General features: G+C 69.8%; 10 protein-coding genes. 4 read left to right on the top strand and 6 right to left on the bottom strand.

The window, feature by feature from the left end:
* From Q8Q85_13765 to Q8Q85_13755, 3 genes are all read right to left on the bottom strand, one after another.
* On the bottom strand, positions 1-1037 hold a 1037-nt coding region (locus Q8Q85_13765), incomplete at its 3' end, for a hypothetical protein (protein ID MDP3775325.1).
* 166 nt (positions 1038-1203) lie between these two features.
* A complete protein-coding gene (locus Q8Q85_13760; protein ID MDP3775324.1) occupies positions 1204-2583 on the bottom strand; it encodes a sigma-54 dependent transcriptional regulator in 1380 nt (459 codons plus the stop codon).
* Positions 2580-3770, bottom strand: a complete 1191-nt coding sequence (locus Q8Q85_13755; protein MDP3775323.1) for a HAMP domain-containing sensor histidine kinase — start codon at positions 3768-3770, stop codon at positions 2580-2582. The genes Q8Q85_13760 and Q8Q85_13755 overlap by 4 nt, the downstream gene beginning before the upstream one ends.
* A gap of 124 nt (positions 3771-3894) precedes the next feature.
* On the opposite strand from Q8Q85_13755, the gene Q8Q85_13750 reads away from it, so the two are divergent.
* From Q8Q85_13750 to Q8Q85_13735, 4 genes are read left to right on the top strand one after another with little or no spacing between them, the layout of a single operon-like run.
* Positions 3895-5454 (top strand): AMP-binding protein, encoded by a 1560-nt coding sequence (locus tag Q8Q85_13750; GenBank protein ID MDP3775322.1) that lies wholly within the window; start codon positions 3895-3897, stop codon positions 5452-5454.
* 31 nt (positions 5455-5485) lie between these two features.
* Positions 5486-7066 (top strand): NYN domain-containing protein, encoded by a 1581-nt coding sequence (locus Q8Q85_13745; GenBank protein MDP3775321.1) that lies wholly within the window; start codon positions 5486-5488, stop codon positions 7064-7066.
* Positions 7063-7671: a DNA-3-methyladenine glycosylase gene (locus Q8Q85_13740; protein ID MDP3775320.1), complete on the top strand. Its 609-nt coding sequence runs from the start codon at positions 7063-7065 to the stop codon at positions 7669-7671. Before Q8Q85_13745 ends, Q8Q85_13740 begins: the two co-directional genes overlap by 4 nt.
* A complete protein-coding gene (locus tag Q8Q85_13735) occupies positions 7668-8234 on the top strand; it encodes a hypothetical protein (protein MDP3775319.1) in 567 nt (188 codons plus the stop codon). Before Q8Q85_13740 ends, Q8Q85_13735 begins: the two co-directional genes overlap by 4 nt.
* Positions 8235-8319: 85 nt before the next feature.
* On the opposite strand, the gene Q8Q85_13730 is transcribed toward Q8Q85_13735, so the two are convergent.
* Genes Q8Q85_13730 through Q8Q85_13720 form a run of 3 tightly spaced genes read right to left on the bottom strand, consistent with a single transcriptional unit; the run spans position 8320 to position 12863 of the window.
* A complete protein-coding gene (locus Q8Q85_13730; protein ID MDP3775318.1) occupies positions 8320-8973 on the bottom strand; it encodes a hypothetical protein in 654 nt (217 codons plus the stop codon).
* Between the two features lie 30 nt (positions 8974-9003).
* Complete coding sequence (locus tag Q8Q85_13725) at positions 9004-11625, bottom strand: M14 family metallopeptidase (protein MDP3775317.1); 2622 nt, start codon at positions 11623-11625, stop codon at positions 9004-9006.
* Positions 11626-11663: 38 nt separating this feature from the next.
* Entirely contained in the window at positions 11664-12863 is a 1200-nt protein-coding gene (locus tag Q8Q85_13720; GenBank protein MDP3775316.1) for a glycine C-acetyltransferase, read from the bottom strand.
* Position 12864 lies beyond the last annotated feature (1 nt).

Below are 12864 nucleotides of genomic sequence, written 5' to 3'. Positions count from 1 at the left end.
GCGGAGCGGAAGCGACCGTCGGTGACGGCGGGGTTCTCGCGCCAGATGTTGTCGCCGCGGAACAGCGTCCACGGGTCACGCGCCTCCACCGACGACTGCGTTTCGTCCCGCCCCTCGACCGTGAAAGTTAGCGGTCGCCCGATTCGAAGCGTGGTGTAGAGCGCGCCGCCGTGACGGCGGTAGAAGTCGCGGTAGTCGCTGTGCAGCAGGAACGCCGCCCATCCGGCCTCGTAGTCCTTGAGCGGCCATGTCTCCACCGACGCCATGACGTCGTAGCCGCGCGCGCCGAAGCCGATGTTGTTGTAGCGGCCGCCGAACACGAGCTCGCCCCGCGCCCGGTAGCCGAAGTCCTGGCCCTGGAACGAGATGTCACGGCCGGTGCGGAAGATGCCCCTGACGTCCGCCTGGAAGCGCATCCCGTCGTTGAGGCGCGTGTCCAGCCTCGGCCCGAAGACGATCGGCGCGCCTTCGACCCGGTTGTACGTGCCGCCCATAGAGAGGACGAACCCGCTGGTGCTGCCGCGGCCGTCGCTGATCTGGCGCCGGATGCGGGACCACCGCGGCGGGATCTCGCGCTGCGGAGCGTATACGATCTCATCGCCGGTGCGGCGGTAGCGCAGGGGATCCCGGTATACGCGGATCTCTCCGTCGATGTCGGCGTCATCGGTGCCCGAGACGGTGCCACCAACGACGATCACGTCGCCGCCCACGACCGCCCCGCGCTCGAACACCACGTCGCCGTTGACCACGACCAACCCGCCGCTGATCCGCCCGGCCACGGTGACCGGACCGCCCAGGATCGCCACGTCGCCGTCGATCCCGCGCCCCGCCGGGACCCGCGTGATGCCGGAGAAGTGAAGCGTCCCCGGACCGTTGAAGAACCGGACGATCTCGTCAGCGACGTCGCGCGGGAGCTGGCGGACCACCAGCTGTTCGTCGGCGTGGCGGCCGCCGGGCCGGATCGTGATCGTCGTGTCCTGCGCCCATGTGGCGCCCGTGGTCCCGACGACAAGAGCTGCGATGAGAGTGAAGCGCATCATGACTCCTCGAGGTGTGCCGTCGTTCCTTGAAGCAGGGTCCGTGCCCCCGCGACCGACCGGCCTTAACCTCTTGCCACAAGACTACTTCGTCGTCGCCTGGGCGGTTGGGACCAGCGTCCCGGATGTGGTGTATCGTGGGTCACCATCGTGTCGTTCCGACACGCTAGCTGCCGCCTTCGATCCCTAGCCGCTTCAATCTTCTATACAGGTTGGCGCGGTCGGTCGCCAGGCCGCGCGCCGCTTCAGCCACGTTGCCCTTGGCCGCCGAGAGCGCCCGGGTGATCAGCGTTCGCTCGTAGTTGTCGAGCTCGTCGGAGAGCGGGAGCTGGGCCGCCGTGCTGGGGAGCGGCGCGGCGCCGGCCGTGCCGTCGGTGGCGGGCAACGCGGCGCGCACGTCTTCCACGCCGATCTCGCTGCGGACCGAAAGGATGATGAGCCGTTCCACGATGTTGGCTAGCTCGCGCACGTTGCCCGGCCAGCGATGGCTCACCAGGAGATCCATCGCAGTCCCGCTCACCGTCGCTGCGGGACGCCCGATCCGGGTGCAAATCAGCTGGATAAAGTGTCGCACCAGCTCGGGGATGTCGCCTGGGCGTTCGCGCAGCGGCGCGATCCAGACCGGGAAGACGTGGAGCCGGTAGAGCAGATCCTCGCGGAACGAGCGGTCCTTCACCGCGCGCGCCAGGTCCTGGTTGGTAGCCGAGACGACGCGCACATCCACCGGGATCGGCTTGTCGCCTCCGACGCGCTCGACCTCGCCGGCCTCGAGCGCGCGCAGCAGCTTGGCCTGCGCCTCGATCGACAGGTCGCCCACTTCGTCGAGGAAGAGGGTGCCTCCGTCCGCCTGCTCGAACCGGCCGATGCGCCGCTCCGTCGCGCCCGTGAACGATCCGCGCTCGTGGCCGAACATCTCGGACTCGACCAGCTCGCGCGGGATGGCGGCGCAGTTTACCCGCACGAACGGGCCGTCGGCGCGGGCGCTCGCCGCGTGGATCGCGGCGGCCACCAGCTCCTTGCCGGTGCCGGACTCGCCGGTGATGAGCACCCGCGCTTCCGTCGCGGCGACCCGGGCGATGAGCGAGCGCACTTCGGTGATCTGCGGCGAGGAGCCCACGATGGTCGCGGTGGGCCCGAGCGCCTCGCGCAGCGCCTGCGCCTCCGCTCGCGCCTTCGCGAGCGCGAGAGCCGATCGGAGCGCGAGCACGACCGCCTCCGGCGCCAGCGGCTTCTCGAGGAAGTGGAACGCGCCGAGCTTCGTCGCGCGCACCGCGTCCTGAAGGCCGGCGCGGCCGCTCATCATGATCACGGGGACGCCGGGAGCCTCCGCCGTTAGGCGCTCCAGCGTGGCGAGACCGTCGGGGCCGCCCGGCATCGAGAGGTCGAGCAGGACCGCGTCCGGGCGGCGTCGCTGCGCCGCCGCGACCGCCTCCGTCCCGTTGGACGCCTCGGCGATCCTGAATCCCTCGGCCACGAGGACCGCGCTCAGCATGCGGCGGAGGTTGGCTTCGTCGTCTACGATCAGGATCCGCGGTTGGCGGCTCACGCGGTAACGGCCGGGAGGGTCACCGTGAACGTGGTGCCGCGGCCCGGTTCGCTCGCGACTGCGATCGCACCGCCGTGGTCGTGGATCGTCTGGCGAACCAGCGCGAGCCCGAGGCCGGTGCCGCCCGTCTTGGTCGTGAAATAGGGCTCGAAGATGCGCGGCAGGTGCTCGGCGCTGATGCCGGTGCCATTGTCGCTCACGGTGATCTCGACGGCTGGGGCGGCGCCGTTCGCGGACCGGCGCGCGGTCAGCCCGATTTCGCCGTTCGCGGCGCACGCCTGGCAGGCGTTGAGGATCAGGTTCTGGAACGCCCGTCTCAACGGCTCATAGTGTCCGGTCACCAGCGGCAACCCCGCCGACCTCTCGAGCCGCACCCTCACCGCCAGCCCCTTGCTCAATTCCTCCAGCATCTCGCCCACATCGAGCGGCGCGGGCGGCCCCTCCGGCAGGCGACCGAGGAGCGAGAACTCGCGGGCCATTTCCTCGATGCGCGCGCTCTCCCCGTCGAGGATCTCGATCAGCTCCTGGTCTTCCGGCCCGACGCGCTCTTTGAGGCGCGACACCGCGAAGCGCATGGGCGTGAGGGGGTTCTTGAGTTCGTGCGCCACCTGTCGGGCTACCTCGCGGAAGGCGCGCAGCGCGGCGGCTTCCACCTCGCGCGAGCGGGCGCGGTCCAGCTCGGCCGCCATCTTCCGGAACGCGTCGCGCAGGACCTCGAACTCGGGCGCGCCTACCGCGGGCGGCGCGTCGGGAAGCGGCTCGCCTCGCATCAGGTGGCCCGTCCAGGCGATGAGCTCGTCGATGGGCCGTGAGAGCTGGCGCGAGAGGTGCCCGGCGAGCTGGATGGCGCCGCCGCCCACCAGGATCGTCAGCGCGATCGCCACCGCCGCGAGCGTGCCCGCGAAAGCGTTGTGGATGGCCCGCGCCTGGCGGGCGCGGGAGAGCGAAGCGCCGACCTCGTCGCCGTGGCGGTCGAGGGCAGCTCGGATCCCCGGGCTCATGGTGCGGATATCGAGCGCGCGGCGCGCCTCGCGCCAGGAGTCGGCCGTCCGCTCCCAGGCCGCCACGCCGCCCACCGGCTTACCGATGTCCGGCGAGGCCAGGGAGACCGTGATGGCGACCGATGCCGGCAGGGCCGAAACCACGACCAGCCAAAGGAACATGCGGCGTCGGAAGGCGAGGGCCACGCGCCAAAGGTGGCCTCGGGCGCACCGGCGCTCAAGGGGCGTTCCGCATGGTCGGGTGGCACGGCGGCCTCCCGGTGTGTAAACTCAATGTCTGGTGCCTTTTGAGGGCTCGTCCCTGAACTCGGTGCATTTGGCGGATGCGTTCGAAGCCGCCGCCCTTCGCGGCCCGGACCGCTCGTTCATCGTGTCCGGGACCCGGCGTCTGTCGTACGCTCAGGTGGACCAGGAGGCGAGGGCGCTCGCCGCCGCGCTGGCCGACCTCGGGATAGAGCCCGGGGACCGCATCGCCGTCATCCTTCCCAACTGGCCCGAGTGGGTGGTCACCCTGCTGGCGACGGCATTCCTCGGCGGCACCATCGTCCCGATCAACCCCGCGCTAGGCTACCACGAGCTCAAGTACCAGCTGCGGCACGCCGAGGCGTCGATCATCGTGACCGCGCCGAGCTACGAGGGGCGCGATTTCCTCGAATGGTTCGACGAGCTGATCGGCGAGTTGCCGGACGTCCTCTACCTCGTCGCCGTGGGAAACGAGGACTTCTGGTACGACGACCGGGTCTTCCCGTACCGGGAGCTGGTCTCGAAGGGCGCTCACCTCGAGACACCCGCGGCGCCGCGCGACCCCGACGCGACGCTCGCGATCCTCTACACCTCCGGCACCATGGGGAAGCCGAAGGGGGTGTGCCTCTCGCATCGCAACGTGGTCGAGACGGCTTGGAAGACGGTGGAAGCGCTGGGCGTCACGCCGGAAGACGTCAGCCTGGTCGCGGTGCCGTGCTTCACCATCTTCGGCACGAGCATGGTGGTGGGAGGCATCGTCGCCGGCGTCACCCTGGTCCTCCAGGAGAACTTCGGCCCGGCACGCGCTGTGGAGCTGGTCGCGCGCGAGCAGGTCACCCTCCTCCACGGTGTGCCGACGATGTTCCAGCTCCTGGTGCGGGAGCGCAGCTTCACCGCTGAGCGGCTGCCGACGCTCAGGACGGGAATCATCGCGGGGAGCCCCGTAGGTCCCGATCTGGTGCAGCGGGTGCGCCGGACCTGCGATGTGCAGATCGCCTACGGGCTCACGGAGACGGGCCCGACGGTGACGATGACGCGCCCCGGTGATACGCCGGCGCAACGCATCGAGACCGTGGGCCGCCCGCTCCCCCTGGTGGAAGTGCGGATCGTGGACGTGACGACCGGGGAGCTGCACGGCGCGGAGGCGATCGGCGAGCTGGCGGTCAAGGGCCCCAACGTGATGTCGGGCTACTACCGCATGCCCGCGGAGACCAGGCGGGCCTTCACGCCCGAGGGGTACTTCCTTACCGGTGACCTGGCCATGCTGGACGAGGACGGCTACGTCCGCATCGTGGGGCGCCGGAAGGAGATGATCATCCGCAGCGGGTACAACGTCTACCCGCGTGAGGTGGAGGATGTGCTGCGCGCGCATCCGGCCGTCGAGGAGATCTGTGTGGTGGGGGTGCCCCACGAGATCCTGGGCGAGATGATCTGCGCGTGCATAGTGCCGACCGAAGGTGCCATCGTGCGGGGCGAGGACTTCGTGGATTTCGCCCGCGAGCAGATGGCCGACTACAAGGTGCCTGATCTGGTGCGCTTCTTCGATGCCCTACCGATGACGTCCAGCGGGAAGGTCAAGCGACGGGAGCTGGCCCAGATCGTGACCCTGGAACTCACAGCGTCTTGAAGGAGTCATGACTCTACCGACGACCCGACCAGTGGCCAAGCAGCCGCCGGTCCATGCGCCCAATGCGGCGCTCCTGATCGATTTCGACAACGTGACCATGGGGATCCGTTCGGACCTCCAGGTCGAGCTGCGCCGCCTCATGAGCTCGGACATCATCCGGGGCAAGGTGGCGGTTCAGCGGGCGTACGCCGACTGGCGGCGCTACCCGCAGTACATCGTCCCCCTCTCCGAGGCGTCGATCGACCTGATCTTCGCTCCGGCCTTCGGCTCGAACAAGAAGAACGCGACCGATATCCGGCTCGCCATCGACGCGCTCGAGCTCATCTTCACGCGCCCCGAGATCGGCACGTTCATCCTGCTCAGCGGCGACTCGGACTTCAGCTCGCTGGTGATCAAGCTCAAGGAGTACGGCAAGTACGTCATCGGCGTCGGGATCCGGGAGTCGTCGTCGGACCTGCTGATCCAGAACTGCGACGAGTACTTCTCGTACAACGAGCTGGCGGGGCTCACCCGGGTTGGCGACGAGCAGACCGTGCACCGCGACCCGTGGGAGCTGGTGGTGGATGCCGTGCTGGAGATGCGGAAGCGGGGCGACGTGATGCGCTCGGACCGGCTCAAGCAGGTCATGCAGGAGCTGGACCCGTCGTTCGACGAGAAGAACGTCGGGATGAACCGGTTCTCGAAGTTCGTGGACGAGTCGAGGCGCCGCGGCCTCATCACTGCGACCAAGCTCGAGAACGGGCAGTACGAGATCGACCTCGGCCCGTCGGCGCCGGGAGGCGAGAAGGCGCTGCCGGCGATCCCTGGAGATGCGGACGAGCGGCGCGAGCGGGAGCGCGCCGAGCGAACCGAGGATCGGGGCGGCGAACGGGGCCGGCGTGGACGGCGCGGTGGGCGCGGCCGCGGCGGCCGCACGGAAGGGGAGCGGTCCGCGGAAGCGGCCCCGGCCGGCGGCACCCTCTCCCTCGCCGAGGCGTTCGAGCTGTTGAAGCGCGTCCTCCGCGAGATGGGCGCGGTCACCCCGACCACCATAGGCGAGGACGACGTTCGCGCGAGGATGACGGAGATCCACGGCAAGCCGGACGATCCGCTCTTCCACCGGCCGCGGTTCGGGAGGTTCCTGCGCCAGGCGCACGACGCCTCGATCGTGGACCTGTCCAAGAACGAGCGCGGCTTCGAGATGTCGTTGCGCGCGGAAGCCGCTGCCGCGCCTGGCGCGGCGCCGGTTGCCGCGCCGGCCGTGGCAGAAGCCGCGAAGATCGAAGAGGCAGGACGCCGGACCGGTCGTGGACGCGGCGGACGCGGCGGCCGTGGTGGCGGCGGTCGCGCCGGGGCGCATCCGGCTAGCGAGCCGGCGCCGCCGGCCGAAGCGGCGCCTCAGGCGCCGGTGGCCAAGCCCGCGGTCGTCGTCGCTGCCGGCCCGAAGCGCGGCGTCCTGTACCGTCGCGGCTCAAAGGGGCCGTCCACCACGGCGCAGATCCCGCTGGTCGGCATGGTGGAGATGGAAGAGACGCCGGTGCCGGCCGAGAAGAAAGCCAAGCGCGCCAAGCCGGCCGCGGGTCGTGGCGCGCGTGGCGCCGCCAAGAAGAAGGGCGCCAAGTCGGAGGAGTGAGCCTGGAGCCGCTCCCGCAGGAGTTCTACGGGCAGAGCGCCAGGCAGCTCGCGCGCGACCTGCTGGGGCGGCTCGTCGTTTCCACCATCGGCGGGGCGCGGTGTGTCGCACGCATCGTCGAGACGGAAGCCTACCTCGGCCCGCATGACCCGGCGAGCCACGCGGCGCTCTGGCGGCGCACCGCACGCACCGAGGTCATGTACGGCGAGCCCGGCGCGTTGTACGTCTACTTCACCTACGGCATACACTGGTGCGCCAACGTCGTGGCCGAGCGCGAGGGATTCCCCGGCGCGGTGTTGCTGCGGGCGGTGGAGCCCCTCGAAGGCGTGGAGACGATGCGCCGCCGCCGTGGCGGCGTCGCTGACCGGCTCATCAGCGCCGGCCCCGCGCGACTGGCCCAGGCGCTCGGCATCAGCGGGAAGCACAACGGACATCGCCTCGACGCGGCGCCCCTCTGGATCGCTGCGGGCACGCCGGTTCCACGCCGGGCGCAACTTGCCGGCCCCCGCGTGGGTATCAGTCAGGCCGTGGACTGGAAGCTGCGGTTCTGGCTCCGGGACAGTCCGTATCTCAGCCAGACACCCAAGAGGAGTTCATCCGGATGAAGACCCTCGCCCTCGCGCTCGCCGCACTCGCCGTCCTCCCGCAATCCACTTCGTGGCGCGGTTCGGTCACCCGGGGCGTTGCGCTCGCGGAGTCGGGCGGCGCGCTGTCGGTTCGCACCGGACCGGCGGTTGACCTCTGGCAGGATGGCGCCCGGCCGCTTTCCGGCTCGTACGTGGTGCGCGCCACCCTCCGAAAGCTCGGCGGGCGGCAGCACGAGGGCTACGGGATCATCTTCGGCGCGAGCAACCTCGGCACTGACAGCGCGCGCTATTCCTATGTGATGGTGCGCGGCGACGGAAACCTGCTGGTCAAGAAGCGGGATGGGGCGGCGACACCCGTCGTGCGCGACTGGGCGCACTACGCCGCGATCCACGCGGACGACGCGCAAAGCCAGGCGGAGAACGTGGTCGAGGTGAGCGTGGCTGGCGCCAGCGTGGTTGTGAAGGTGAACGGGACCGAGCTGGTCCGCGTTCCGGTGCGCGAGCTGTTCGCGACCGGGCAGGCCGGACTCCGCATCTCCCACCAGATGCAGGTCGAGGTTCGCGGCTTCGACGGGCGCTAAGCCCGGGCCGCCCTACCCTCCCCGAAAGCAGGAACGGCCAGCATCCCTGCCGGCCGTCTCCCTGCCTGCATCCTTCCGTCCGTCCCTACCGGCGCGACGTCACATCATCCTCTCGGGCGCCCAGGAACGCGTACCGCAGCCCGAACTCCAAGCTGTGCGAGCTGCCAGGAAGCAGGAAGCTCCGCCCCTGCGGGCTCCCCTGATACTGGCCGTACAGGGCCAGCTTCCGGCCCATGCGCAATTGGAGGCCGGCCATGACGAGTGCAAAGCCCCCGGCGCTCTGGTCCTGGAGCGCGCGGTCCACCGTGTTCTGGGCGGCCGTGGAGAGCGTGGTGTCGACCCGGGCGTTGGTGAGCGTCTCGATCACGAAGCCGCCGCCCACATACGGCTGGAGCGCGCCGTTGGTAGGCAGCACGACGATCCCGACCTGCATGCGGCGCATGCCGTTGAAGACGATCCAGATCGGCGGGGTGACGCCCGTGAAGTGGAAGGTATCGCGCTCCGCCGTGTTGGACTGCGAGTACCCGACGTACAGGGCAGTGCGGCGCGCCGTGATCACCCATTCACCGCCGAACTGCGGCACGAACACTGTGCCTGCCGAGGGGATCGAGTAGCCGAGCGCGCCGCCCTTGGCGCCCCAGAACCATTTGCTCTGCCAGTCCTGGATCTGGGCGGATAGCGGCGTCGCCGCGGCGAGGGCGACGAGTGCCGCACCGAGCGCGAGCCTGTGTCGAGTCATGGAGTGACCTCCCAGTCGCGGACGCCCCGCCTATGGGGCCGGGGCCGGGGCCGGGGCGAGCGCCGCCCCGTAGAGAATCGCGTTCGTCAACAGCCTGAATGTCGCGTGCGTCTGCCCGCGGTGCTGCGGGCGGAATCCGAACAGGATCGCGCGCCCTCGGCCCACCGGCGCTTCCACGAGTGCCGCGCGTCCGGCCAGCACTTCGGGCCCATCCACGTATCCGGAGAGCAGCGGATTCCGCTCCCCGTAGGTCAAGATCTCTCTCGCCCCCGGCCCGGGCTCCAGGATCGTGCTCGAGATGAAGTAGACCGGCACCGTCGTGCCGAGCCCCGACGCGAGCGGATGGTTCTGGTCCACCTTGGCCTCGAAAATAGAACCGTGAGCGTAAAAACGCGAGACATTTGTGCTGTCGGCGGTGCGAGAGGTGCGCACGAACCTGGCCGGAACGCCAAGCCTGGAGACGGCATAGCGGCTCGCCTGGTCCAGCGCGATCACGGTCCCGCCATCCTGCATGAAGCTGCGCAATGCCTGCGCTCCTGCGTTTCCCAGCCCGTCCGCGTACTCTGCGGGCACCGTTCCAGCACGCCTGCCGCGGTCAATGGCGTCCTCGTCCTCGGACGGGAGGATGATGACGTCGAACCGCCTGAACAGGCTGCCGGCCTTGATCGTCGAGTCGGTGACCGTCGCGTAGGTCACGCCGAGCTGCTCGAGCACCCAGCGCGTCCAGCCTTCGTCCATGCTGGCGTTCCACGACCGGTAGAGCGCGACCCGGGGGACTCGGGACAGGGTCGGCGGCTGAGGAGCGCCCGCGGGCTGTTCGACCCGCGCGAGAGCGGCGTCGAACCCCAGCGTCCGGGCCGCGGCTTCGACCGCGGCGCGCGCCCTTGCGCCTCGGATCATCAGCGTGCCGGCGGGCCACTCCTGGCCGTCGGCGCGGAACGCGATCGGCGCGAATTGGACGGTGCCGCCCGCCGCGAGCGCCCGCCACACCGCCGTGATCTCGGCGTTGGAGCTGTTACGCAGGACCGCGACGTCGCCGTTTCCCGCGACGTGCCCGGGACTCACCGTCACCGTATCCACTCGCTCAAGGTTGGCCGGGCTCGCGGAGTCCACCGGGTACGCCTCGACGCCCATTTGGAGCGGCAGCGTCCACCCCGCCACGTCGTAGGGGGGGATGGGCGGGCCCCCGGGGAAGGCACGCCGGTCCGGATAGTCCTGGCGCTCGAGCAGGTCTTTGGCGTGGGCGCGGAACGGCTGGTCCATCGGGATAACCAGCGAGCCCGCCCCGATGCGATTCGTTCCCGCCCCGAACGGCGCGCCGGCGCGATAGACCTCGACGCCGGCCTGGATGAGCAGGTTGGCGAGAAGGGCGCGCGCTCCCCGGTCCCCGCGCTCGGGCTGCGGGAGCACCCAGGCGCGTGGCGCGGTGGACCGTCCCGCCTCGACCGCGCGCCGGCCGGTGCTCACGAACCGGCGTACGACCTCGGCCCGCTGGTCCGAGGCCAGGCGCACCAGCGCCTGCGCCGCGACCAACTCGTAGTCAACGATGTCGCGCAGACGCCAGCAGCCTCCCGGCCAGCGCGCCGGGTAGTTCACCCCCACGGCCGGCTGCCGGAGCGCGGAGTCGGGCAGACAGTTCGGCGAGGCGATCCTCGCGCTTGCCGCTTCGGAGAGGATCCCGATCATGTTGTGCCGGGTGGGTGTCGAGCGTGCGCCGCCGTGCCACCACAGGTCGAAGGAGGCCTGGTGCGATATGCCGGTGTAGCCCGCATCCAGGAGCGCCAACGCCATCGTCGAGCCGACGAGGCTCATGCCCTCGACCAGCACCGGGTCCAGGTTCGGGTTCACCGGGTCGGTGAACGGCGGGACGAAGAGCCGCGCGCCGGTGCTCCCCATTTGGTGCAAGTCGTACACGACCTCGGGGAACCAGTCCCGGTAGAGCACGCGAGTGAGGTGCCGTGTCTCCACCTGCGTGAGCATGTACCAATCGCGGTTGTTGTCGTGGCCTGCGTACGGGTGGTAGAGCCACGGCGGCGACGAGCCGTCGTAGGGGCCGCCCTTGGTGCGCCGGTACCAGTCGCCCACGATGTCGATGCCGTCGGGGTTCGCCGATGGGACGAGCAGCACCACTACGTTCCGCAGCAACGCGCCCAGGGCCGGGTCGGTGGCGAGCCGGTACGCCAGCTCCATGGACATCTGGCTGGCCGCGATCTCGGTCGAGTGGATGGAGCAGGAGATGAGGATCACGGCCGGCAGGGAGGAGACGAGCTGCGCCTCGGCTGCGGAATCCAGGGTCCGCGGGTCCGCGAGCCGGCGTTGTGCGGCTATGAGTTCGGCGCGCCGCGCGAGGTTCGCCGGGTCGGAGATGGTGACGAGGAGGTACGGCCGGCCCTGGGTGGTGGGGCCGACGGTGTCCACCCGAACCTTGCGGGACGCGGCCGCGAGGCGAGTGAAGTAGTCGCCGATCTGGCGCCAGGAGGCCAGCATCGAGTCCGCGCCGACGGGGAAGCCCAGGACTGACTCTGGGGTCGGAACCTGCGCGGTGATGAGGTGGTGTGGTGACGTGGTGGGGGTCGGAACCTGAGCGGTGATGGGGTGATGAGGTGATGTGGTGATGAGCAGGAGAACGGCCAACCCGACTGACCGCTGCATCCTGCCAGCCGCTGCAGCTCCGCAACTCTGCAACTCTGTCATATGACTCCCAGCTTCCTTCCTGTCTTCCTGAACGCCTCGATCGCGAAATCCAGATGTTCTCTCGTATGTGCAGCGCTGACCTGGCACCTCACCCTCGCGTGCCCCTGCGGCACCACCGGGTACCCGAATCCGGTCACGAACACCCCCTCCTCCAGCAGCATGTCGCTCATCTGGATCGCGCGCGCCGTCTCGCCCAGGATGACCGGGATGATAGGTGTTTCACCGGGCAGGGGCTTGAATCCCGCCTCGATCAACGCCGACCGGAAATAGCGCGCGTTCTCGTGCAGCCGCGTGACGCGTTCCGGGTGGCTCTCGAGGTACTGCACCGCGGCCAGCGCGCTCCCCGCTACGGTGGGCGGCAGCGCGTTGGAGAAGAGCTGGGGCCGCGAGCGCTGCGTCAGGTAGTCGCACAGCGCGGCCGACGCCGCTGTGAATCCGCCCGCCGCCCCGCCCAGCGCCTTTCCAAGGGTGCTGGTGATGATGTCGACATGCCCCAGCACGCCCGCATGCTCGGCGGTGCCGCGGCCCGTCTTGCCGAGCACCCCTGTGGCATGCGAGTCGTCCACCGCCACCACCGCGTCGTACTTCCTCGCCAGCTCCAGGATGTCGGCCAGCTTGACGACGTCGCCTTCCATCGAGAAGATGCCGTCGGTGAAGATGAGCCTGGTGCGCGCGCCCCTGGCAGCGACCAGCTTCTCCTCGAGGTCAGCCATGTCGGAGTGCTGGTAGACCGCCGACTGGCACTTCGTGATCACCTTGGCGAGTCGCACCGCGTCGATGATGGACGCATGGTTGAGCTGGTCGGAGATCACCCAGTCCTGCTCTCCGAGCAGGGTGGGGCAGAGTCCTTCGTTCGCGTTCCAGCAGCTCACGTACGAGAGCGACGCCTCGGTTCCGACCAGCTCGGCCAGCCCGGCTTCCAGCTCGCGGTGGACGGTGAACGTGCCGCAGATGAAGCGCACCGAGCCGGTGCCCGCGCCGTACTTGTCGAGCGCCGCCTTGCCCGCGGCGATGACTTCCGGCACGTCGCAGAGGCCGAGGTAGTTGTTCGACGAGAGGATCACGACATCGCCGCGGCCCTCCATCTTCGTCACCGCGCTCTGCGGGGCTTCGAGGTAGTTGAGGCGCTTGTAGACGCCACCCCGCTTGAACTCGTCCAGCTCCGACTGGAGCCGCTGGGTGAGGCTGCTGTTCATG

Source organism: Gemmatimonadales bacterium (assembly GCA_030697825.1).
Lineage (GTDB): Bacteria > Gemmatimonadota > Gemmatimonadetes > Gemmatimonadales > JACORV01 > JACORV01.
The sequence above is the reverse complement of the archived record's forward strand: the minus strand, read 5'-3'. Positions and strand labels throughout refer to the sequence as shown.